Consider the following 23323-nt stretch of genomic DNA (forward strand, 5'->3'; position numbering starts at 1 on the left):
GCGACGCCGCCCTTCGGACGGCTATGCCCGGCCATGACGAATCGTGCCCCCGCTTCTTGGCATGGCGGTTGCTTCGGAATTGGCTCATGACGCCGGCCGAACCATGAGTATCCACGCGTTTACCAGCGAATCCTACTCGGAACACGACCGAACCGAAGCCTGGCAGGACGTGTTGGGCGGCTTTGGGCTGCGATCTTCGCCGCTATCGGCCCGCTATGGCGAACACGCCACGGCGCTGTCCCGCGCCTCGCTAGACGGCGTCGGATTGATGCGTTTTGCCGCGGGCCCGCAGGTTTTTTCGCCGTTGCCGCGGCGGGCCGATTTGCCGATCCTGCTGATGCCGGCCGAGGACGGCGCGGTGCTCAAGGCCGGTGGTTCCCCACAAACGATCCCCAGCGGCCGCATCATCCTGCTGCCGCGCCAGAACGACTGGCGGGTGACTTTTCACCGCGACATGCGCGCCATCGTGCTATCGGTGACCGCCGAGAGCTTTGGCGGCCGCAAGATCAATTTGCCGGAATGCCGCGACGCCGTCATCGTCGCGCCGGAGGGATTGGCCGACGTGCTTGGCCGCACCCTGGAGAGCGCCTCCGAAGCACTCGAGAAACTGTCGCCCGAAGCCTGGAACACGATCCGGCTCAGCCTTGCTGAGATGCTGCTGACGCTGTCGCGGCAGAAATCCTCCAGCGCTGCCGAGGCGGTCGGCATCGGCACCCAGCCCGCGCTGCTGCAACGAATCTATGACGCGATCGAACGCAAACTCGGCGATTCCGACATCACGCCGGCGCGCATCGCGCAGATCGAAGGCATCTCGGAGCGCTACTTGCAAAAGCTGTTCGAGGGCAGCGGCGACAATTTCACGCATTATCTGCGGGAGCGGCGGTTGCAGCGCTGCTGGGCCGATCTCGGCAACGCCGGCGAGGCGCACCGATCGGTATCCGATATCGCCTTCAGCTGCGGCTTCAGCGATGCCGCGCATTTCAGCCGCTCGTTCCGCGACCGGTTCGGATTGTCGCCGCGCGCGTTCCGGCAACAGCAGGCCGAGCGGCTGTCCGGTCTCGGCGTCAAGGCCGGGCAGCGCGGCTGGCCGCAGGATGCGATCGCGCAATTGCGTCCACATCGGGCCGCGCCGATGATCGCAGCGGCTGAGTTGGAGCCGGCCGACCTTGCGCCACGGTCGCGGGACAAGCCCGCGCATCATCATCTGCCGATCGATGCGAACCATGTGCATTGGGGATTTTTCAGCCGCGAACTGAAGCCGCTGATCGAGATCGCGTCGGGAGATACCATCACCGTCGAGACGCTGTCGCAGCACGCCTCCGACGACCCCGAACGCATGATCCTCGGCGACGAGGGCGCCGAGAGCGTGTTTCGCTGGACCGCGCAGGGCAAGGGCGTCGAGCGTCGCGGCGCCGGGCCGATGGACGCCTCGATCTATGGCCGCGGCGCCGGCGAAGGTTTTGGCGTTCACATCTGCACAGGGCCGATCGCGATCAAGGGCGCCGAGCCCGGCGATGTGCTGGAAGTTCGTATCCTCGACATGGTGCCGCGCCCGAGCCGCAATCCGGCGCTGAAGGGCCGGATCTTCGGCAGCAGCGTCGCGGCGTGGTGGGGCTATCATTACGACGAATTCCTCACCGAGCCGAAGCCGCGCGAATCCGTCACGATCTTCGAGATTTTCCCGGGCGAAGAACCGCACGCCGAAGCGATCTATTCTTATCGTTGGCAGCCGCAAACCGATCCGTCCGGCGTGCTGCACCAGACCTATGATTATCCCGGCATTCCGGTCGCGGCCGAGACGATCCGGCGGCGGCACGGCGTGCTCGACGGCATCCGGATTCCGTTGCGGCCGCATTTCGGTGTGATCGGCGTGGCGCCGCGCGAGGCCGGCCTGGTCGATTCGGTGCCGCCGGCGTATTTCGGCGGCAACCTCGACAATTGGCGGCTCGGCAAGGGCGCCGCGGTCTATCTCCCGGTCTCGGTTCCCGAAGCGTTGCTGTCGATCGGCGATCCCCACGCCGCCCAAGGCGACGGCGAACTCAGCGGCACCGCGATCGAATGCTCGATGACCGGCACTTTCGAAGTCGTGCTGCACAAGAAAGCCGATCACGCCGGGCAACCGTTCGCCGATTTGACCTATCCCTTGATCGAAACCGAAACCGATTGGGTGCTGACCGGCTTCAGCCATCCGAACTACCTCGCCGAATTCGGCGCCAAGGGCCAAAGCGAGGTCTACGCGAAATCCTCACTCGATCTGGCGATGAAGGACGCGTTCCGCAAAGTTCGCCGCTTCCTGATGAACACCAGGGGATTGAGCGAGGACGAAGCGATCGCGCTGATCTCGGCGGCGGTGGATTTCGGCGTCACGCAAGTCGTCGACGGCAATTGGGGCGTCCACGCCACCTTGAGCAAACGCCTGTTTGCCAATCAAACCACGCGCTGAACGCGCAAGCTGAACATCAAAAGGGATTCCATGATATTTCACATGATTGCGGGCGGCCCGAAGCCCGTCGCGCCGTTCAGCCACGCGGTCGAGACCGACGGCTTTGTCCTGATCACGGGGCAGATGCCCGATACGCCGCAGGCGCCCGGTATCCTGCCCGAGGGCATCGTCGCCCAGACCCACGCCGTGATGGCGAATTTGAACAAGGTGCTGGCCGGCGTCGGGCTCGGCTTCGAGCATGTTGCGATGGCGCGGATCTATCTGACCGAGTTCAAGCGGGACTATGCGGCGATGAATGAAACCTATCGCAGTTATTTCGCGCAAGATCGCCTGCCCGCGCGCACCTGCGTCGGCGTCACCGGCCTCGCTTATGACGCCCTGATCGAGATCGACCTGATCGCGCGCCGGCCGGCCGAATAGAGTGTGATGAGTTTTAGCTGAATCGGCTCGCCACTGTTTCCGTTCACCTCTCCCCGGCGGGGAGAGGTCGGATTGCGGAGCAATCCGGGTGAGGGCTCTTGCTCTCTCGATAGACCGTAACCCCTCACCCGATTTGCACCGGACGATGCTTCGCATCGCCGGGAGCAAATCGACCTCTCCCAAGGGAGAGGTGAACTTTCGGCGCCGTTCCAGCTCAACCTGGCGTCATCCCGCTTTAGACAATGATGCGACGCAACAGAGCCAACGCATAACACGTCTGATCGCGCCGGGGTTTGCTCGCGCGTATTACCCGTGCTGTAAGGTGCGCCGCATCTTGCATCCGGGAGTTGTTCTGATGGCGCGCTTGGGTTTTGTTTCCGCCGCATTCGCGATCTCGATCGCATTCGCGATCTCGATTCTCGGTTGCGGCATCGCGACGCCCGCGGCCGCAAAGGTGACAAAACTCGATATCGGCTCGCAGCAAAGCTATGGCACGTTCAAGCCGGGCGAATATGTCTGGTGGCAAGGCACGATCTCGGGCGAATTGGCGCCGACCGAAAAAATTCCGGATCTCGACAAGGCCGCCAGAAACGCCCACGGCATGGTGGAATATTCGGCGAAGATCTCGCTAATGTTTGCCAAGAATCCGAAGAACGGCAACGGCACGCTGCTGGTCGATATCCCGAATCGCGGCCGGCCTTATGCGCAGGGGCTTTATGACAGCCCGCGCGATGAACCGTTCGAAGCCGGCGTGACCGACGTCGGCAACGGCTTCCTGCAAGACCACGGCTTTGCCGTTGCCGAGGTGCAATGGGAGCTCGGCCCGGGGACCGAGTTGCCGACCTTCACCGACGCCTCCGGGCAGAAGCATTTTGTCGAGGGCGTGGGCTTTGCGATCGTCCGCGATGCCACCGACTTTCTGAGGAACGCGACGGCCGACAACGCCGGCACCGCCAATCCACTGCACGGCACGGTCAAGCGTGCGCTCGCGTCCGGCAAGTCGCAGTCGGGCCGTTACCTCAAGACCTTCCTGTATAATGGCTTCAACGTGGCCGAGGGACGGCGGCTGTTCGACGGCATGCATGTGATCGTCTCGGGCGCCGGCATGTTGCCGATCATGCAGTCGGGCACCGGACCGCAATCCAGCGCGACCGGCACCCCCGACTTTTCAAATCCGGAATTTCCCGGCGTCCACGGCGCGGTGCTGACCATCGGCGACGTCATCAAGCACGTGAAGGAGCGCGGCGAGAAGCCGCCGCTGATCCTGATGCTGAGTTCGACCACCGACTTCTATTCGCTGCGCGCTTCGTTGGGGCGAACCGGCGGCGACGGCAGCGGCGAGGTGCCGATCCCGGCCAATGTCCGCATGTATGACATCGCCGGCGCATCCCACGCGATTGTGCCCAAGGTCAAGTGTGACCTTCCTTACGCCCGGCTCGACTGGAGCCCGGTGTTACGCGCGACCCTGCTGGATCTCGACGACTGGGTCGCCAAAGGCACCGAACCGCCGGCCAATCGCCTGATGCCGCTGGAGCCGGCCGGAGACAATCCGATGGTGCTGCGCGCGCCGTCCAATCTGCCCAAGGCCGTGATCGAAATCCCCAAGCGCGATGCCGACGGCAACGCGCTCGGCGGCGTCCGGCTGCCTGATATGCAGGTGCCACTCGGCGCCAACGCCCAGCAAAATCCGCCGCTGTCGTTCAGCTGCATGCTGGCCGGCGCCTATGTCGCGTTTCCGCGCACCCAGGCCGATGCGGACGCCAAGCACGACAGCCATCGCCCGGTGCTGGAACGATACAAGACCCGCAACGACTATGTGAACCTCGTTCGCATCGCCGCGCGCGACCTCGAGCACGACGGCTTCCTGTTGCCGGACGATGCGGCCGTCATCATTCAGTCGGCGGCGGCAAGCCCGCTGTGGCGCAACTAGAGCATTTCCGGTTCTGATGGAATCAGAACCGGGCTCTAGATTCTTGTTTTGACGCGTTTTCTTGACGCGAACGGTGTCCACGGAGCCTGTCATCGGGCGCGCATTCGCGCGACCCGTTGGCTCGAAAACGCTCCAGGCCGGCGGGAATGGGCGAAAGCCGCCGGCTTGGTTAAGCAACGATTAATTTTGTTCTGGCAGTGATGTCTCGGCCGCCCGCTTTCGCTGGGTCAATGGAGGATTCCAATGTCAGACATCATGAGCATCCTGCAGTCGAGTTACACATCGTCTTCGGCGAGCCTGCTCTCGCCGGGCTCGAAATTCGCCAAAGTCGATCCGACGCAATGGCAGGGTAGCTGGACCGGCACGGATAGCTCCCACCAGCCCGTTACGGTTTCGATCACCAAGGTCAACGGCTTCCGCGCCAATGTCGTGCTTCAGAGTTCGGCCGGCCTGCAGTACCAACAGGCGCTGATCACCACCAAGAACACGTTTCGAATCGGCGACTCCCAGTTTGCGCTGACCGCAGCCGGCAAGGCGACCATCACCACCATCAACACCGATGCCACCACGGGCATCCAGACCAGTTCGCAGGCCAGCCTCACCCTCAAGACCTGAGTTACGCGAGTCCTACGCCGCCGGCAGGATCTTGCCGGGATTGAAGATATTCTGCGGATCGAGCGCCTGCTTCACCGCGCGCATGGCGTCGATGGCCTCGGGGCCGATTTCGGCCTTGAGGTATTTCTGCTTGCCCTGCCCGATGCCGTGCTCGCCGGTGCAGGTGCCGCCCATCGATTGCGCGCGTTCGACCAGCCGGTGCATGAAATCCTCGCCGCGCGCCATCTCGTCGGCATCGTCGACATCGCACAACAGCGAGCAGTGGAAATTGCCGTCGCCGACATGACCGACGATCGGCGATTGCAAATTCAGCCGCTTCAGATCCTCTTCGGTTTCGGTGACGCAATCGGCCAGCCGCGAGATCGGCACGCAGACGTCGGTCGCGACCACGCCGGCGCCCGGGCGCAGCGCCTTGACCGACCAATAGGCGTCATGGCGCGCCTGCCATAATTTGGTCCGGTCCTCCGGCCGCGTGGTCCAGGTGAAATCGCCGCCGCCACATTCTTCCGCGATCTCGCGAAAATTCTTCGATTGCTCGGCGACTTCATTCTCGCTGCCATGGAATTCCAGCAGCAACAACGGCGTCTCCGGCAGCGACAGTTTTGAGTAGGAATTGCAGGCGCGCACCTGCTCGGCGTTGAGCAGTTCGATGCGGGCCACGGGAATGCCGGTCTGGATCGCAAGTATCGTGGCCTGGCAGGCGCCGCGCACGCTGTCGAACGAGCAGGCGGCGGCCGCGATGGTCTCGGGGATGCCGCGCAGCTTGATGGTGAGTTCGGTGATGATGCCGAGCGTGCCCTCGGCGCCGACGAACAGATGGGTCAGGTCATAGCCGGCCGATGATTTCTTCGAGCGGGTGCCGGTGGTGATGATTTCGCCATCGCCGCGCACCACCTTGAGCGCCAGCACATTGTCGCGCATGGTGCCGTAGCGCACCGCGTTGGTGCCGGAGGCGCGGGTCGACGCCATGCCGCCGAGCGAGGCATCGGCACCGGGATCGATCGGGAAAAACACGCCCTGGTCGCGCAGATGCTCGTTCAATGCCTTGCGGGTGACCCCGGGCTGGATCACGCAATCGAGATCCTCGGCGTGAACTTCCAGCACCTTGTTCATGTCGCGCAGATCGATGCAGACGCCGCCGGCCGGGGCATTGACCTGGCCCTCCAGCGAGGTGCCGGTGCCGAACGCGATCACGGGAACGCCGTGTTTGGCGCAGATCCGCACCACGTCCTGGATATCGGAGGTTTCCTGCGCCATCACCACCGCGTCGGGTGGCTGCGGCTTCAGCCACGTCGTGGTATGGGCGTGCTGGTCGCGCACCGCCTGCGAGGTGATCAACCGGTTGCCGAACCTTGCTGCGAGCGCTTCCAGCGTGCTCGCCAGGACCTTCGGCTCCGGACGCGGCAAATTTTGTGGTGTTGTAGCCAAAACGAGTTCCTCCCGACCAAAAGACCGTGGCAAAGGATATATAAGCGGTCAAGGGACCGGGATCGAACAAACGGGCAAACAAGGGGATGGGTGCGATGACACTGACCGCCGCCGACGATGGGCTGCTCCGCCCCACGCCGTTCCTGTCATCGGTGATGCAGATCGAGCCGCAATGGATCGACTACAACGGCCATCTCAACATGGCCTATTACAACGTGATGTTCGACCGCGCCGTCGATGAATTATGGCTCGAGCTCGGGATCGGACCCGCCTATATGAAAGCGCGCCACGGCTCGACCTTCACCGCCGAATGCCATGTGCGCTATGTGCGCGAGATTCACCTCGGAGATCCCGTGCAGGTGTCGGTGCTGCTGGTCGCGGCCGACGAAAAACGGCTGCACACCTTCAAGGAATTGCGCCACGCCACCGAGGGCTGGCTGTCGGCCACATCGGAAAACATGACCCTTCATATCGATATGGCCGCGCGCAAAACCGCGCCCTTCCCTGCCGATATCCGCGCCCGCATCGAAGCGGTCGCCAACGCGCATTCATCCATCGCGCGCCCCGAGGCCATCGGCCGCAAGGTGATGATGCCGTCGGGGCGATAGTGCCTCTAGACCCGCGTCCGTCCACGCGCCAGTCCGACCACGGCCGAGACCAGGAACAGCACGACCGCGACGAAGAAGATGATCTTGGCGATTTCGATGGAAGCGCCGGCGAGGCCGCCGAAGCCCAAAACGCCAGCGATCAACGCGATAATCAACAACGTAACGACCCAGCTCAGCATGGCCCCGACCTCTGTTTCGATGTCGGCGCGACTTGCGATTCTCGCGCCCTGATGCGGAAATAACCCGGCCTGGGAACCAAAGTTCCGCCGTCTTCAAGAGCGGAAAATCGCAAAAATGCCCAGTAGCAAGGGAACAAAGCCGGAGACGACAGGTCGAATGGCAGCTCGCGCGAACGCCGGGATAACTCCTGTCAAAATGGCCCGCGGACGCCTATATGCCTTTCATTCCTGCTATGAAGGCTCCCCTTCACGGCCCCGCGGTGCCATCGTGGGCCAAGATGACCGTGGGCTAAGACGATTCGCCAATGACCGAGCCGAACAAACTGACCCATCCCGGCGTCCCTGAGCACCAGCCTGCCGCTGGCGGCATTGCCGCGCGGGCGCGCGCCGCCGCGGGTGGCCCGCAATATCTCGCCGGGCTCAATCCCGAGCAGCGCGACGCCGTGGAAACCCTGGACGGGCCAGTCCTGGTGCTGGCGGGCGCCGGCACCGGCAAAACCCGCGTGCTGACCTGCCGTATCGCCCACATCCTGAGCCAGGGCCGCGCCCGCCCCGGTGAAATCCTCTCGGTCACCTTCACCAACAAGGCCGCGCGCGAGATGAAGCTGCGGCTGGGCCAGATGCTCGGCCAGGCCGTCGAGGGCATGCCGTGGCTCGGCACCTTTCATTCGATCGGCGGCCGCATCCTGCGCAGCCATGCCGAGATGGTGCAGCTCAAATCCAATTTCACCGTGCTCGATGTCGACGACCAGGTCCGCCTGCTCAAGCAGCTTCTGGCCGCCGAGAATATCGACGACAAGCGCTGGCCCGCGCGCATGCTGGCCGGCCTGATCGACGGCTGGAAGAACCGCGGCCTGACGCCTTCGCAGGTGCCGCCAGGCGAAGCCGTTGTGTTCGGCAACGGCAAGGGCGGCAAGCTCTATGCGAGCTATCAGGAACGGCTGAAGATCCTCAATGCCGCCGATTTCGGCGATCTGCTGCTGGAAAACATCCGGCTGTTTCGCGAGCAGCCCGATGTGCTGCGGCAATACCAGCACCGCTTCAAATTCATCCTGGTCGACGAATATCAGGACACCAACGTCGCGCAGTATCTGTGGCTGCGGCTGTTGTCGCAGGCGCCGGCGAAACCCGGCGTACCGTTGTCGGCGATCATTCCCGGGTACGGCGAAGGCGCCTCTGTTCCCGCTCCCGTCGTGGAAGGGGGGAAAGAGGTCCCGCCCTCCTCGCCGCCCAAGAACATCTGCTGCGTCGGCGACGACGATCAATCGATCTATGGCTGGCGCGGCGCCGAGGTCGATAACATCCTGCGCTTCGATCACGATTTTCCGGGCGCCAAGGTGATCCGGCTGGAGCGCAATTACCGCTCTACCGGCCACATCCTCGCCGCCGCCTCGCATCTGATCGCGCATAATGAAAGCCGGCTCGGCAAGACGCTGCGCACCGAGGATGTCGACGGCGAGAAGGTCACCGTGACCGGCTCCTGGGATTCCGAAGAGGAAGCCCGCGCCATCGGCGAGGAGATCGAGGAGCTGCAACGTGCCGGCAACAACCTCAACGACGTCGCGATCCTGGTGCGCGCCTCGTTCCAGATGCGCGAATTCGAAGATCGCTTTGTTACGCTCGGCCTGCCCTATCGCGTGATCGGCGGTCCACGATTTTACGAGCGCGCGGAAATCCGCGACGCACTGGCATATTTGCGCGTGATCAATTCGCCCGCCGACGACCTTGCTTTCGAGCGCATCGTCAACGTGCCCAAGCGCGGCCTCGGCGATGCCACCGTGCAGATGCTGCACGACCACGCCCGCAAGCGCCGCATTCCACTGTTCGAGGCGGCGCGTGCCGTGGTCGAGACCGACGAACTGAAGCCGAAAGCGCGCGGCTCGTTGCGCGATCTCATCATCAGTTTCGATCGCTGGCGCGCCAGGCGCGAGGTGGCCACGCATACCGAACTGGCGGAAGTCGTACTCGACGAAAGCGGCTACACCGAGATGTGGCAGAAGGACCGTTCGGCGGATGCCGCCGGCCGGCTCGATAACCTCAAGGAGCTGGTGCGCTCGATGGAGGAGTTCGAGAACCTGCAAGGCTTCCTCGAACACATCTCGCTGGTGATGGACCGCGACGGCGGCGCCTCAGAAGAAGCGGTATCGCTGATGACCTTGCATTCGGCCAAGGGGCTGGAATTCGACAACGTGTTCCTGCCGGGCTGGGAGGAAGGCCTGTTTCCGAGCCAGCGCACGCTCGACGAACAGGGCCGCGCCGGGCTCGAGGAAGAACGGCGGCTGGCCCATGTCGGACTGACCCGCGCGCGCCGCCGCGCCAAGCTTTATTTCGCGACCAACCGCCGGATCCACGGCACGTGGTCGACCACGATTCCGTCGCGCTTCCTCGACGAATTGCCGGCGCACAATGTCGAGATCACGGAATCCAAAGGCGGCTCCGGCTGGGGCGGCGCCGGCGGCTACGGCGCCTCGCGCTTCGACAATATGGAATCCTTTGGCTCGAGCTATTCGACGCCGGGCTGGCAGCGCGCACAGGCTCAGCGCGCGCGTGGCCAAGGCGGGCGTCAGGACAACAGAGACAACAGACAAGGCCAGGCCCGCGGCGGCTTCGAGGAAAGCCAGTCGCCATTTTCCGGTTCGCGTGGCGATACCTCTGGTTCGCGTAGCGATACCTCTGGTTCGGGTGGCGACTTCTCGCGCAACAAGCGCGGCCCGATGGTGATCGAAGGCGAGTTGATCGCGAAATCGACCGGCACCGTTTCGGAATTCTCGCTCGACGACCGGGTGTTCCACCAGAAATTCGGCTACGGCCAGGTGGTGAAGATCGACGGCAACAAGCTCACCATCGCCTTCGAAAAGGCCGGCGAGAAAAAAGTCGTCGATAGCTTCGTGCAGCGGGCGTGAACGCCCGGCGCATGCCCGCAATTGTCATCGCGACGTTCCAGAGCGGGATGGCTTATCTTCGAATCGTCATCCCGCTCTATCTATTTATTTGAGCATGATCTCCGCGCAAACGCTTCGCGTTTGTCGCGAGGGATCATGCTCTGGATTTCCGCGCAATGGTCAGCGCCATCACCAGATCGACCGCAAGCGCCAGCGTGACCGAAGCGCCACCCAGCCGAAACAGCAGCAGATAATCGCCGCCGGTGTGCGCGAACAGCCACGAGAAGCCGTAGGCCGCGGCGGCCTGGAATAACGCGAAGCTGATCGTCGCATGGCCCCAGGTGATGCGCTGCTGCTCGGCGCTGTGCGGCAGCAATTCATGGACCCGTCCCAGCACCAGCGGCACGATGCCGGGCGTGAAGCTGCCGATGACCACGCTCGATACGATCAGGGAAGCCGGCGACGTGCTGATCGCCGGAAGCAGGACGGCGACCGCCTCGACCAGAAAAGACACGCGCAGAGCGGGCCCGAAGCCTGTCCCGTCGCCGAGATGCCCGGTCAGCAGCGGTCCGACGATCGCGCCGAGGCCGTAGAAGATCCAATATTGCGAGCCCGTCGATATCCCTTGTCCGAGGCCGCGCGCCACGAAATCGACGATAAAGACCATGTGCGGCACCAGCGCGCAGGCATTCAGGCCGTATTCGAGCAGCAGCGCGCGCACGGCACGCGATGGATGGCGGTGCGCGTGGTGGTGAAGCGCGCTGTCGGATGAATTTGCAGCCCTCACATCGGCCGCCTTGGCTTGCTTCGGCCAATTCGCCCAACTGACGACGGTCAACAGGCCGGACAGAATCCCAAGGCCAACCCAGCTCTCCTGCAATCCCTGCCGCAGCAACAACGGCACCAGCGTGCCCGAGGCGGCAACGCCAAGGCCCACGCCGGCGAAGATCACGCCGCCGACAATGCCGCGCTTGGCCGGCGACGTATGCGGCAGCACCACCGAGGCGGCGAGCACCATGATGACGCCGCCGGTGAGGCCCGCCAGAAAGCGCCAGACGAAGAACCAGGCGAACGCCACCGGGACGGAACATGCAAAGCAGGTGAGCGTGGCCAGCAGCATCATCGCGCGCAATACGCTGACGGCGTCGCTGCGCGCGGCGATCGGCCGGGCCAGCAGCGCACCGGCCAAATAGCCCGCGAGGTTGGCTGCACCGAGATAGATCACATCGGATGCGCTGAACCATCTGGCCGCGATCAGCGCGGGAATTAAAGGCGTATAGGCAAAACGGGCCACGCCGATGCCGACCAGCGACGCGCACAGGCCCGCCGTTGCATAGCGCCACGCGGATCCTGCCGGCTCGGGATGGCGGGCGTGAACGAGATGTCGATCGCCGCCGATATCTACATTCAACTCCGCCATATCCGTATTCCCTTTATCGCTCAGCGCGGCGTCTCCTCGCGGAGACGGCCTGCTGCTGCGCATTTGACAATGCCGCCTTGATTCAACGACCGGCGCTCTGGCCACCATCGACGTGCAGGATTTCGCCGGTTACGAAGCCGGCCTGTTCGAGATAGAGGATCGCCTCGACGACGTCGGAGATCTCGCCCATGTGGCCGATCGGGTGCATGGCGCCGAGCTGCGCATGAGTCTCCACCGCGTGCATCGGGGTCTTGATGATGCCCAACGCCACCGCGTTCACCCGGATGCCGCGTTTGGCATATTCAATCGCCAGCGATTTGGTCGCGGCGTTGAGGCCGCCCTTGGTCAGCGATGCCAGTACCGATGGCACGCCCGAGTTCGCTTGATCGACCAGGCTCGTGGTGACCTGCACGACGTGGCCGCGGCCCTGTTTCTCCATCTCGGCGATCGCGCGCTGCGTGATGTGAAAGAAGCCCGCGAGGTTGACGCCCAGGATCGCGGCGTAGTCCGCCTCGGTGTAGCGGGTGAACGGCTTTGCAATGAAGATGCCGGCATTGTTGACCAGCGTGTCGATGCGCCCGAACCGGGCGATGCCCTGCGAAATCACGCGTTCGGCCGTCTTCGGGTCGGCGATGTCGCCGGGCACCGCGAGGACGTCATCATCATTCGTCGGCTTGATGGTGCGCGCGGTCGCCACCACGCGGTAATTGCGGTCGCGATACGCCTTGACGAGAGCCGCGCCGATGCCCTGCGACGCGCCGGTAATGACAGCAACTTTCTGTTCGGTAACCATGATCAAGCTCCTTGATGCTTCCGAGGGGGTGGTGGAACCGGGCTGGCTGGCCGCGACCCACCGCTCACGAAACGATTTAGGCCGTGTCGACATATGAGCGAATACCCACCATTTGGCAGACACTCTTCCGTTTGGCGGTTGAATGGGAGATAATGGCCGAGACCATGGCGCGCATGGCGTTGCGGGAGGAATCATGGATCGCATCGACGCAATGAAGGTTTTCGTCGCCGCGATCGACGAAGGCAGCCTCGCAGGCGCGGCGCGCAAGCTCGGCCGTTCGCCGGCCGCGGTCAGCCGCGCGATCGCCTTCCTGGAGGCGCGGCTCGGCGCCGAGCTGCTGCACCGGACCACGCGATCGATCAAACTGAGCGAGGCAGGCGAGCGCTATCTGGCCGCCTGCCGGCGGGTTCTCACCGAACTGGAAGAGGCCGACATTATCGCCGCGGGCGAGCGGTCGGCGCCGCGCGGCACCCTGACGCTGACGGCTCCCGTGACGTCAGGCGAGACGGTGTTACGGCCCATCCTCGACGCCTTCCTCGAAGCGTACCCGACCGTGTCCGCGCGGCTTTATTTGCTCGACCGCCCCGTCAACCTGATCGAGGAAGGCATCGATCTCGCACTCCGCATCGCCCACCTGCCCGACTCGACATTGCTCGCGATCCGGGCCGGCGAGGTTCGCCTGGTGGTGGCGGCCGCGCCGCGTTACCTGGCGCAGCATCCGCGCATTCAGGAACCGGGCGATCTGAACAAGCACCAGATCATCGCGTTCATTCACCGTGGCCTCGACTCCTGGAGCTTTCCGCCTTTGCCGGGCTCCTCCGTGCCGCGAACGGTGCATTTTGCGCCTCGGCTGGTGATCAACAGCATCCGGGGCACGGTGGCGTCAGCCGTCGACGGGCGCGGCGTCACGCGTTTGCTGTCGTATCAGATCGCCGAGCAGGTGCGTGAAGGCGCGCTCGAGATCATCCTGAAGGGCGACGAGCCGCCTCCGCTGCCCGTGCATATGATTGCGCCGCACGGCCGGATCTCGGTGCCGAAAGTCCGCGCCTTCATCGATTTCGCGATGCCCCGGCTTCGCAGCCATTTCGCGCAGTTGGCAAGGGATTCGGGCGATCGCGCAATTGCGGCGCCGTCGTAACGGGAGAGCCCGGTTCTGATGGAATCAGAACCGGGCTCTAGACTCTTTTTTGACGCGTTTTCTACCGCAGATAAGTCTACGCAATCTGCGCAGATTGCTATGCGAACAGGTGCCCACTTCGCTCGAAAACGCTCTAGTTCACTCGGGCAGACCCGCCAAACGCATACCCTCGGCAAACCTGGCAAAATCCGCAGGCCGGTAAGGTCCGACCCGATTTTTGAGGTTGGAAAGACGCAATTCCGGATCAAGCCGACGAACGCGCGCAAGGGCTTTTTGCGCTTCGTCCAGATGCCCGGAGAGTGCGCTGCTGGCCGCGATATTTCGTATCGGGCCGAGAAAATTCGGCTGTTCCCGGGCCGCCTTTGCCGCCCATTCCACGGCTTGCGCATACTGGCCCGCAACGAAGTACGCTAGCGCCGTCACGCCCTGCATCAGGAACATCAGCGGATCAAGCGGGCTCAACCGCATTGCCCGTGCCAGGTGCTCAATGGCGATATCTGTCTCGCCCAGAAAAGCCTTCACCCAGCCACTGGCGTACCACGCCGCGATCAGATTCGGGTTGAGAACGAGCGCCCGTTTGATCAGGGCCTCTCCATCTTCGAGGTCTCCTGCCACATAGGCCAGTGCAAGCCCGCCGAAGGCAAGTGCGACGGCATCATCCTTGCCCGACTCCGCCACACATCGGGCCAGCCGTGTGACCTCAACGATTTCCCTCTCGCGGTCGCTGGTCCAGCCATTGGCATTGCGCCACAGATAGCACCACGCCGCCATGCCATGCGGGGTGGCGAAATCCGGATCAAGTTCGATGGCCCGGTAGAACAAATTCAGCGCGTGGTCGATATCGGCGCTGGTCGACCGGTAGACGCTCGCCATTCCACGCAAAAGATAGTCGTACGAATCGAGACTCCCGGTCGGCTTTCGCTTGGCTCGCTCGATTTCGGCTTGTTCAAGCTTCGGCCCCATCGCGCTCACGACGCTTGCCGTGACATCGTCCTGAAGATCGAAAATGTCCTCGAGGCCGCCATCGAAGTGATCTGCCCACAGATGCGCCCCCGTCGAGGCGTCGATAAGCTGCCCGGTGATACGCACCCGATTGGCCGCCTTGCGCACGCTGCCTTCCAGCACGTAGCGGACGCCGAGTTCGCGGCCGACCTGCTTCACGTCGACGCTACGGCCCTTGTAGGTGAAGCTCGAGTTGCGTGCGATCACGAACAGCCAGCGCATCCGCGAAAGCGCCGTGATGATGTCTTCGACGACACCATCGGCAAAGTACTCCTGCTCCGGAACGCTGCTCAGATTGTTGAACGGAAGAACCGCGATCGATGGCCGGTCGGGAAGCGACAGGCCTGGGTGCGCCTCGACTGTATCGACCGGGGCTGGCTGCTCCAAACCGACGAAACGGTAACCGCGGCCGGGCACCGTAACCACATAGTTCTGCCCGCTCTCGGCTTCTTCCAGCGCCTTCCTGAGCGCCGAGACGTGGACGTGGATATTGCTCTCCTCGACCACCAGCCCGGACCAGACCTGCGCCATCAGTTCGTCTTTGGTGACAAGCTGACCCTTCGCCGAGACCAGTGCACGCAGGATGTCGAGCGCCCGGTTGGCGATGCGCACCGGAATCTCATCGTGCAACAACTCGCGCTGCCCGGGTTCAAGTCGAAAGCGACCGAACCTGACCGCGTCGCCGCTCATCCGCTTCAATCCCAAGGTTCGGATTCAGAAGGTTCGGGTTCAGAACATTTAAGTTCCTCAACCAAGGACCTTAAGGGAGCGCTCCCCTAACGTCCAGCAGCGGTTCGTTCACGCATCGATGATGCGAGGGCGGCCCAGCTCGCTTTTCATCAAGGAAAATCCACAATATCGTCATCATCGTCTTACCGGCCCGTAGCCTTCTTGCTATCGCCGCCGCGACAAGGGCCGACCGCCTGCTTCCGGCCCAGTTGCGCAGCCATTCGCGGCAACGTCGATGTCCTCATCAACCTGGTCCAAGCCGGACCGTCACCGATCCGGTTGCCCGCGCCTCGCCGGCAGCCATGTCCAATTGGAGAAAACACCGATGTCAGATGAAATCAATCATGCCCGTCGCCGTTTTTTTGGCACCGCTGCCGTTAGCCTGGCCGCCGCCCAATTCGCGCTCGGCGGTTTGGCCCAGGCACAATCCGGCAACGCCAAACCGGCAAGCCTGCCCGCGATCAAGCCGGGAACCAACACCTCGTTCGGTCCCTTGAAGCAGATCGACGCCGGCCTCCTCAATGTCGGATACGCCGAGGCCGGCCCGGCCAATGGCCCGGTGGTCTTGCTGCTGCACGGCTGGCCCTACGACATTCACAGCTTTGTCGATGTCGCGCCGCTCTTGGCATCCGCCGGCTACCGCGTGATCGTCCCGCATTTGCGCGGTTATGGCACCACGCGTTTTCTTTCCAGCGAGACGGTTCGTAACGGCCAGCAGGGCGTGGTCGCGGTCGATATCATTGCGCTGATGGATGCGCTGAAGATCGAGAAAGCGACCATCGCCGGTTTTGATTGGGGCGCGCGCACCGCCGACATCATCGCCGCGATCTGGCCGGAGCGCTGCAAGGCTCTGGTGTCGGTGAGCGGCTATCTGATCGGCAGCCAGGCAGCCAACAAGGCGCCATTGCCGCCGCAGGCTGAACTGGAATGGTGGTACCAGTATTATTTTGCGACCGAGCGCGGCCGTGCCGGCTACGACAAATACCGGCACGATTTTGCAAAACTGATCTGGCAGCTGGCGTCGCCGAAGTGGAAGTTCGATGACGCCACGTTCGATCGCTCGGCGGTGTCGCTCGATAACCCGGATCACGTGAGTGTCTCGATCCACAATTACCGCTGGCGGCTCGGCCTCGCCGAAGGTGAAGCGAAATACGACGATCTGGAAAAGCGGCTTGCCGCATTCCCCGATATCGCCGTGCCCACCATCACCATGGAAGGTGATGCCAACGGCGCACCGCATCCGCCGAGCAGCGCCTACGCCAAGAAATTCACCGGCAAATATTCGCACCGGGTGATCGGCGGCGGCATCGGGCACAATCTGCCGCAGGAAGCCCCGCAAGCCTTTGCCCAGGCCGTCATCGACGTCGACAGCGACTGATCGGCACGGATGCTTCGGCGCTTTCGGATCGGGCTGCCGGTTCGAAAGCGCCGCCACGTTTTCCATTGATGGAATCTCATATGCCCAGGATATTCATGCCAAGGCCGTCGCCGCCTGCGTTCAAATGGATCGCGGCGGCCACGGTCGTTGCCGTCGCGGCACTGGCCGCGATCGTGCCGTTCGCGGTCGCTATCGTTGGCGGGGTCGGGTCGACAATGGCGCAAGCCACCGATGCCACGCCGGAAGATGCGTCGCCGATTTATGGCGTCACGATCCCGAACGGATATCGGCAGTGGCCATTGATCGCACCGGCGCAGGAAGCAGATCCTCTGAACGAGCTTCGCGCCGTCCTCGGAAATTCCGTTGCGATCAATGCCTACCGGGACGGGACACTTCCTTTCCCTGACGGCACCATCCTGGCCAAGCTTGCCTGGAAGCATGTCCCATCGCCCGAATTCGAACCGGCTTCGATTCCAGGCGCGGCGACCACCGTCCAGATCATGGTTAAGGACTCAAAAAAATACGCTGCCACAGGCGGCTGGGGCTTCGGCCGGTTCATCAACGGTAAACCCGTCGACGAGGCGCAGCACAAAACGTGCTTTGCTTGCCACGAAGCCAATGTGAAGGGACACGACCTGGTTTTTACGCGATACGCGCCGTAATCGCCGCCAATAATGCCGCGATCTGCGGGCAAATACGCCGCGTCGCCGGATAAACCAGCAAACTCCGCCGCATTTTAGCGAATTGTTAGACTGAAAACTCGCGTGTGCTCTGTACGGTCGGCGCCAGATACCGATTGCGCGCGTTTGTTTCAGGGTTGGGGCTGCCAAAATGAGCCAGGAGAAATCGTTTCTGAGGGATCTCGACGAGGCCGTCTCGCGAGGAACGCCCGAAAGCCGGGCGCGCGCGTTGTGGCACACCACCGATCTCATGGTCACCGGCAGCTACAGCGAGGACGAGATTTGGACGTTCGGCGAGGTGATCGGCCGGCTCGCGGACGAGATCGAAGTCACCGCCCGCGTGCAGCTTGCCAAACGGCTCGCCCGTTTCGACAGCGCCCCGGTCAACATCATCCATAAGCTGGCCTTCGACGATTCGATCGATGTCGCCGGTCCCATCCTGCGCGGCTCGGAACGGCTGGAGCCCTACGCGCTGGTCGCCAACGTCTGCACCAAGGGCCAGTCGCATTTGCTGGCGATTTCGCAACGAAAGTCGCTCGAGGAGACGGTCACCGACGTACTGGTGACCCGCGGCAATCCGGAAGTCGTCAACTCCGTTGCAACCAACAGCGGCGCGCGCATCTCGGAGTTCGGCTTTCTGCACATGATCCAGCGGGCCGAGGGCGACTCCATTCTCGCCGAACAACTCGGCCTGCGTAAGGACATCCCCCGGCACATCTTCCAGCAGCTGATCGCCAAGGCGTCGGACGATGTGAGAAAGCGGCTCGAAGACGAGCGGCCCAACATGGTCGAGCAAATTCAATCCGCGGTGACCGATGTCACCGGCGCGCTGCAATCCAAATTCGGCCCGGTATCGCGAAGTTATTTTGTCGCAAAGCGGGTGGTGGCGACGCAGCACCGGCAGGGCAACCTGAACGAGGACAGCATCTCCGGCTACGCGCGTTCCCACCGGCTCGAGGAGGTCACGATCGGATTGTCCTTGCTGTGCGCGTTGCCGAGCGACGTGATCGAACGCGCGGTGCTGGACAAGAACAGGGAAATGCTGCTGATCCTCGCCAAGGCCCTCGACTTCTCATGGGCCACGACCATGGCGTTGCTTTTCCTCGGCGCAAAGGACCACCGCATCACCGCGAAGGAATTGAAGACCCTGGAAAACGAGTTCGGGCGCCTCAATATCGAGACATCCCGCAGCGTTCTGGAATTTTATCAGTCGCGCAAGAATGTCGATGATGCCGATTCCGGACCGCAGCGCCAGCCCACACGTATTGCATCCTGACGGATTTCGGAATCGGCGGGGAATTTCGTCAGTGAACGCATTTCCACTCGTTGCGGCGCAAAGCGAACGCCTCGGCACCGCTGCCGACGGACCGAAGCCGGACGGCGCGCTGGCTACCGCCTGGATCGTTCTGGAAGCTGCGAACGATCTCGGGGACCACGCCACCGTCGAAATCTGCCGGCGGGTCATCGACGCAAGCCTGAGCGGAAGGCCGGCAACGCCTGCCGATATGCACGTCATCCTCGACTATTTCGGCTGAAATCGGCGTTCTCTTACGATAGCCTGCTCCGAAGGCGAGCCGAACGCTGTCTTTCCACAACGTAATCTGATTTTGCGTCAACTTTCGGATCCCGCATTTGGGCTTTAAGCACCGGTTTTCTCTTGGGAATTCGATGGTCCGAGAAACTGTTATAGGTATTGCGTCATTGATGAACCGGTGTCCAAGTAACGCTCTCGATTGACCTGATAGAGCGATCGCATGCTTACGAGCAGCCGGGATATCATCCGCCGCCTTGAACGGGAGGGACGCTTGTTCGGGTTACCGGCTCTCATCATGTCTTCAGGCGCGCGGCCTCCGGTCACACCGTGGTCATTCCACACCCCAAGAAGGACTTGAAGCAGGACTTGAAGCAGGACTTGAAGCAGGACTTGAAGCAGGACTTGAAGCAGGACTTGGGAAAAGGCCTCGTACGTGCCATTTATAAGGGAGCAGGTTGGAAACCTGACTGAGGCAGTTATGGCGCACTACGTTGCAATCATCGAAGATGCTGGACCGGACTACGCCGTGGGCGTTTGGTTTCCGGACCTGCCTGGTTGCACATCCGCCGGCGAAAATATCGACGATGCATTGCGCAATGCACCAGAGGCTCTGGAACTTTATGCCGAAAGCTTCGAAGCGGATGGCAAGCCGTTGCCTCGTCCACGAACCTTGACGGAATTAAGAACCGATCCAGAAATTGCAGATGACATCAAGACTTATATGGTCGCCCTCATCGAATTTCCCGCGCGCGCCCACGCGGCTGAATGAGCGTCTGAGCGGTTGCACTAAGGCTTGAGCGTTCCTATCTGTCGATGCTCACACTCCCGCACGGACTGAAGCGTCGTATTCGCTCATTTTCGGCAATTACGATTTAGACCTTTAGGCCCCGATCCCAAGAGCTTCCGAACCTTCGAGCCTTATGTCATCCATCATATCTGTTGCAAATCTATCCAAAACCTACGGCTCCGGCTTCAAGGCGCTGAACGGAATCAATCTCGATATCCATCGCGGCGAGATTTTCGCGCTGCTGGGGCCGAACGGCGCCGGCAAGACCACGCTGATCAGCATCATCTGCGGGATCGCCAATCCGACCGGGGGCAGCGTATCGGTCGATGGACATGACATCATCCAGTCCTATCGCGCGGCGCGTTCGCTGATCGGCCTGGTGCCCCAGGAACTGCACACCGACGCGTTCGAGACGGTGTGGGCGACCACAAGCTTCAGCCGCGGCCTGTTCGGCAAGCCGAAAAATCCGGCCCATATCGAAAAGGTGCTGAGGGACCTGTCGCTGTGGGACAAGAAGGATTCCAAGATCGTCACGCTATCGGGCGGCATGAAGCGCCGGGTGATGATTGCCAAGGCGCTATCGCACGAGCCGCAGATTCTGTTCCTCGACGAGCCAACCGCGGGCGTCGACGTCGAATTGCGCAAGGGCATGTGGGAAGTGGTGCGGACGCTGCAAGCCTCGGGCGTCACCATCATCCTCACCACGCACTATATCGAGGAAGCCGAACAGATGGCCGACCGCATCGGCGTCATCAACAAGGGTGAGATCATCCTGGTCGAGGACAAGGCCGGATTGATGCAGAAGCTCGGCAAGAAGCAACTCAAGCTGCACCTGCACGGCAAGATCGAGGCGATCCCGCCTTCGCTCGCGGCCTATAATCTCGAACTGTCCGATCAAGGCTGCGAACTCGTTTATGATTACGACACCAAGGGCGAGCGCACCGGTATCACCAGCCTGCTCAGCGATCTCCGCGACGCCGGCATCCGCATCTCGGATCTCGATACCAGCCAGAGCACGCTGGAAGATATTTTCGTCAGCCTGGTGAGAGCGCCATGAATTTCCGGGCAGTAGGCGCGATCTATCGGTTCGAAATGGCGCGCACCTGGCGCACGCTGCTGCAAAGCATCGTCTCGCCGGTGGTTTCGACCTCGCTTTATTTCGTGGTGTTCGGGGCCGCGATCGGCTCCCGCATCACCTCGGTCGAAGGTGTCAGCTACGGCACCTTCATCGTACCGGGGCTGGTGATGCTGTCGGTTTTAACGCAGAGCATCGCCAATGCCTCGTTCGGCATCTACTTTCCAAAATTCGTCGGCACGATCTATGAGCTGCTGTCGGCGCCAATCTCCTATTTCGAAATTGTGCTCGGCTATGTCGGGGCCGCCGCGACCAAGTCGATCGTCCTCGGCCTGATCATTCTCGCCACCGCCGGCCTGTTCGTGCCGCTGCAAATCCATCATCCGGTATGGATGCTGACGTTCCTGGTGCTCACCGCGGTGACCTTCAGCCTGTTCGGATTCATCATCGGCATCTGGGCCGATGGTTTCGAGAAGCTGCAGATGATCCCGATGCTGGTGGTGACGCCGCTGACCTTCCTGGGCGGCAGCTTTTATTCGGTCAACATGCTGCCGTCGGGCTGGCGCACCATCACGCTGCTCAATCCGGTGGTTTATCTGATCTCCGGCTTCCGCTGGAGTTTCTACGAAATCGCCGACGTCAGCGTCGGACTGAGCCTCGGCATTACGTTCGGATTCCTGGCCGTCTGCATGATCACGGTGTGGTGGATCTTCAAGACCGGCTATCGGCTGAAGAACTGACGCCAAGCGGTTATTAAGCGTCATTCCGGGCGCGCATGGCGCGAGCCCCGAATGGCGCGAGCCCGGAATGACTGACCTATTTTGCGAAACCTACCGATAGCAGTGGTATCGATCGTAGCGATCGTAGAAGCCGCGGCATCCATGGTGCCAGCGATGCGGCCGAATTCCGAGCACGCCATCCACCGCGCCCAGCGCGCCGCCCACACCCGCGCCGACCGCTCCGCCGACGACAGCACCGACCGGCCCGGCGGCACGGCCGCCCTCGCGCGAGCCTTGCTCGGCGCCGCCAACGATGCCCTGCCCGTGCCCGACATGAGGGATCGCCAGTAGAGCCAAAGCAATTGCCGCCGCCGCAACCAGGGACTTTGAAGGGGAATAGGTCGGCAGCGTCAGTGCCCGTATCTTCGTGTTCATTTGAATTCCTCGTGCTCGATAGCGCCAGACCATTGGCGACGAGCACGGGTAACTCCGGTTCGGGCAAAAAGTTGCATGAATGTGATGGTTTAGCGACTGGCGCGGCCGCGAAGCTGGCGAAGAATTGACCGGCCTGCCGGGGTTACGCCGTACCGCTGCCATGTTTGCGCCCGGCTGGACGTTAACGTTGGCTTGACAGGCCACTGGAACCCAAGCCGGATTCGGCGCATATTGAAGCGGGGGGACGGTAAGGCGGCGCTCGTATAGTCAGGCCCGGAGGCCAAAAGTAAATGCGTTCCTTTCTCGTTGCTCTCGCCGGTCTGATGCTGTTCGGCACCAGCTTTTTCGCCAGCGGCACCGCGCAGGCCAAGATCGCGATCACCGTCGACAAGGATGCGCAGGTGATGACCGTCGCGGTCGACGGCGTCGAGCGCTACCATTGGCCGGTCTCGACCGGCAATCCCTCTCATGAGACGCCGAACGGCAGCTTCCGCACCTTCCGCATGGAGGCAGATCATTTCTCCAAGGAGTTCGACGACGCGCCGATGCCGCACTCGATCTTCTTTACCAAGGTCGGTCACGCCATCCACGGCACGGAATCCGAAGGCAAACTCGGTGCACCGGTCTCTCACGGCTGCGTTCGCCTTTCGCGCGCCAACGCCGCGACATTGTACGCCATGGTCGAAAAAGACGGCGTGCTCAACACCACCGTCACCCTGACCGGCTCGGCGCAGGTCGCACTCGCGCGTAACCCGCGGATGCGGCCCAATGCCGCCGTCGCGCGACGGGATCCCGACGCGCAATACGGCGCTGCCGCCGATCCAACCGTGCTGACGCCGCAACGCGCGGCGCCCGGCCAGTATGCCCCGCAGGCGCAGCAACAACCGGACGACGGCTACATCTATCCGGCCGACGGCAGTTCGGATGCGGCGCGCTATCCGGCGCCACGCGGCGCCAGCCGGCGTGTCTACGACGCCCAAGGCTATTCGCAACCGCAGCCGCAATATTACGACAATCGCGGCTACGCGCCGCAAAACGTCCCACAATATGCGCCGCAGCCCTACCAGCCGCGCGGTTTCTTCCAGTAAAAAGCAACGAGCCTGATTCAGCCAAACTGAATCAGGCTCG

21 protein-coding genes and 1 pseudogene are annotated in these 23323 nt (G+C 62.6%); 16 read left to right on the forward strand and 6 right to left on the reverse strand.

Going from position 1 to position 23323, the window contains the following annotated elements:
- Positions 1 to 103 precede the first annotated feature (103 nt).
- The 4 genes from GSQ88_RS24615 (at position 104) to GSQ88_RS24630 (ending at position 5408) form a co-directional block, all read left to right on the forward strand.
- Positions 104 to 2443: an acetamidase/formamidase family protein gene (locus GSQ88_RS24615; protein ID WP_159010337.1), complete on the forward strand. Its 2340-nt coding sequence runs from the start codon at positions 104 to 106 to the stop codon at positions 2441 to 2443.
- A 30-nt stretch (positions 2444 to 2473) separates the two neighbouring features.
- A complete protein-coding gene (locus GSQ88_RS24620; protein ID WP_159010338.1) occupies positions 2474 to 2863 on the forward strand; it encodes a RidA family protein in 390 nt (129 codons plus the stop codon).
- Positions 2864 to 3218: 355 nt separating this feature from the next.
- Positions 3219 to 4793 carry an alpha/beta hydrolase domain-containing protein gene (locus tag GSQ88_RS24625; protein WP_159010339.1) on the forward strand — a complete coding sequence of 525 codons (1575 nt, stop codon included), beginning with the start codon at positions 3219 to 3221 and terminating at the stop codon, positions 4791 to 4793.
- Positions 4794 to 5036: 243 nt separating this feature from the next.
- Entirely contained in the window at positions 5037 to 5408 is a 372-nt protein-coding gene (locus tag GSQ88_RS24630) for a hypothetical protein (RefSeq protein ID WP_159010340.1), read from the forward strand.
- 12 nt (positions 5409 to 5420) lie between these two features.
- Here GSQ88_RS24630 and GSQ88_RS24635 read toward each other — a convergent pair whose 3' ends face one another.
- Positions 5421 to 6836, reverse strand: a complete 1416-nt coding sequence (locus GSQ88_RS24635) for an FAD-binding oxidoreductase (RefSeq protein WP_159010341.1) — start codon at positions 6834 to 6836, stop codon at positions 5421 to 5423.
- A 95-nt stretch (positions 6837 to 6931) separates the two neighbouring features.
- Here GSQ88_RS24635 and GSQ88_RS24640 point away from each other — a divergent pair, with 95 nt between their 5' ends.
- The gene (locus GSQ88_RS24640) at positions 6932 to 7444 is read left to right on the forward strand and encodes a thioesterase family protein (protein ID WP_159010342.1); all 513 of its coding nucleotides are present in this window, start codon (positions 6932 to 6934) and stop codon (positions 7442 to 7444) included.
- Positions 7445 to 7449: 5 nt separating this feature from the next.
- On the opposite strand, the gene GSQ88_RS24645 is transcribed toward GSQ88_RS24640, so the two are convergent.
- Positions 7450 to 7623: a DUF1328 domain-containing protein gene (locus tag GSQ88_RS24645; protein ID WP_159010343.1), complete on the reverse strand. Its 174-nt coding sequence runs from the start codon at positions 7621 to 7623 to the stop codon at positions 7450 to 7452.
- Positions 7624 to 7928: 305 nt separating this feature from the next.
- Between GSQ88_RS24645 and GSQ88_RS24650 the strand changes: the two genes are divergently transcribed.
- A complete protein-coding gene (locus GSQ88_RS24650; protein WP_159010344.1) occupies positions 7929 to 10526 on the forward strand; it encodes an ATP-dependent helicase in 2598 nt (865 codons plus the stop codon).
- Positions 10527 to 10659: 133 nt separating this feature from the next.
- Here the strand turns inward: GSQ88_RS24650 and GSQ88_RS24655 are convergent, their stop codons facing one another.
- Both GSQ88_RS24655 and GSQ88_RS24660 read right to left on the reverse strand, forming a co-directional pair.
- Positions 10660 to 11925, reverse strand: a complete 1266-nt coding sequence (locus GSQ88_RS24655; RefSeq protein ID WP_159010345.1) for a YbfB/YjiJ family MFS transporter — start codon at positions 11923 to 11925, stop codon at positions 10660 to 10662.
- 82 nt (positions 11926 to 12007) lie between these two features.
- Positions 12008 to 12718, reverse strand: coding sequence for an SDR family NAD(P)-dependent oxidoreductase (locus GSQ88_RS24660; protein WP_159010346.1), 711 nt, complete (start codon positions 12716 to 12718; stop codon positions 12008 to 12010).
- A 193-nt stretch (positions 12719 to 12911) separates the two neighbouring features.
- Between GSQ88_RS24660 and GSQ88_RS24665 the strand changes: the two genes are divergently transcribed.
- A complete protein-coding gene (locus tag GSQ88_RS24665) occupies positions 12912 to 13856 on the forward strand; it encodes a LysR family transcriptional regulator (RefSeq protein ID WP_159010347.1) in 945 nt (314 codons plus the stop codon).
- 138 nt (positions 13857 to 13994) lie between these two features.
- Here GSQ88_RS24665 and GSQ88_RS24670 read toward each other — a convergent pair whose 3' ends face one another.
- Positions 13995 to 15548, reverse strand: coding sequence for a winged helix-turn-helix domain-containing tetratricopeptide repeat protein (locus GSQ88_RS24670; protein ID WP_159010348.1), 1554 nt, complete (start codon positions 15546 to 15548; stop codon positions 13995 to 13997).
- Positions 15549 to 15912: 364 nt separating this feature from the next.
- Here GSQ88_RS24670 and GSQ88_RS24675 point away from each other — a divergent pair, with 364 nt between their 5' ends.
- The 8 genes and pseudogenes from GSQ88_RS24675 (at position 15913) to GSQ88_RS24710 (ending at position 21781) form a co-directional block, all read left to right on the forward strand.
- The gene (locus tag GSQ88_RS24675) at positions 15913 to 16965 is read left to right on the forward strand and encodes an alpha/beta fold hydrolase (RefSeq protein ID WP_159010349.1); all 1053 of its coding nucleotides are present in this window, start codon (positions 15913 to 15915) and stop codon (positions 16963 to 16965) included.
- 215 nt (positions 16966 to 17180) lie between these two features.
- Positions 17181 to 17627 carry a cytochrome P460 family protein gene (locus tag GSQ88_RS24680; protein ID WP_159010350.1) on the forward strand — a complete coding sequence of 149 codons (447 nt, stop codon included), beginning with the start codon at positions 17181 to 17183 and terminating at the stop codon, positions 17625 to 17627.
- 169 nt (positions 17628 to 17796) lie between these two features.
- Positions 17797 to 18921: a DUF2336 domain-containing protein gene (locus tag GSQ88_RS24685; RefSeq protein WP_159010351.1), complete on the forward strand. Its 1125-nt coding sequence runs from the start codon at positions 17797 to 17799 to the stop codon at positions 18919 to 18921.
- A gap of 31 nt (positions 18922 to 18952) precedes the next feature.
- The gene (locus GSQ88_RS24690; RefSeq protein WP_159010352.1) at positions 18953 to 19180 is read left to right on the forward strand and encodes a hypothetical protein; all 228 of its coding nucleotides are present in this window, start codon (positions 18953 to 18955) and stop codon (positions 19178 to 19180) included.
- 317 nt (positions 19181 to 19497) lie between these two features.
- A pseudogene (locus GSQ88_RS35800) lies at positions 19498 to 19650 on the forward strand (hypothetical protein); the annotation flags it as partial.
- A 7-nt stretch (positions 19651 to 19657) separates the two neighbouring features.
- Complete coding sequence (locus GSQ88_RS24700) at positions 19658 to 19948, forward strand: type II toxin-antitoxin system HicB family antitoxin (protein WP_159010353.1); 291 nt, start codon at positions 19658 to 19660, stop codon at positions 19946 to 19948.
- 151 nt (positions 19949 to 20099) lie between these two features.
- Positions 20100 to 21023 carry an ABC transporter ATP-binding protein gene (locus tag GSQ88_RS24705; protein WP_159010354.1) on the forward strand — a complete coding sequence of 308 codons (924 nt, stop codon included), beginning with the start codon at positions 20100 to 20102 and terminating at the stop codon, positions 21021 to 21023.
- Positions 21020 to 21781, forward strand: coding sequence for an ABC transporter permease (locus GSQ88_RS24710; RefSeq protein ID WP_159010355.1), 762 nt, complete (start codon positions 21020 to 21022; stop codon positions 21779 to 21781). Before GSQ88_RS24705 ends, GSQ88_RS24710 begins: the two co-directional genes overlap by 4 nt.
- 90 nt (positions 21782 to 21871) lie before the next feature.
- On the opposite strand, the gene GSQ88_RS24715 is transcribed toward GSQ88_RS24710, so the two are convergent.
- On the reverse strand, positions 21872 to 22195 hold the full coding sequence (locus GSQ88_RS24715) for a hypothetical protein (protein ID WP_159010356.1): 324 nt from the start codon (positions 22193 to 22195) through the stop codon (positions 21872 to 21874).
- A 290-nt stretch (positions 22196 to 22485) separates the two neighbouring features.
- On the opposite strand from GSQ88_RS24715, the gene GSQ88_RS24720 reads away from it, so the two are divergent.
- On the forward strand, positions 22486 to 23283 hold the full coding sequence (locus GSQ88_RS24720; RefSeq protein ID WP_159010357.1) for a L,D-transpeptidase: 798 nt from the start codon (positions 22486 to 22488) through the stop codon (positions 23281 to 23283).
- Positions 23284 to 23323: the final 40 nt, after the last annotated feature.

Source organism: Bradyrhizobium sp. S69, assembly GCF_009766005.1.
Classification (GTDB): Bacteria; Pseudomonadota; Alphaproteobacteria; order Rhizobiales; family Xanthobacteraceae; genus Bradyrhizobium.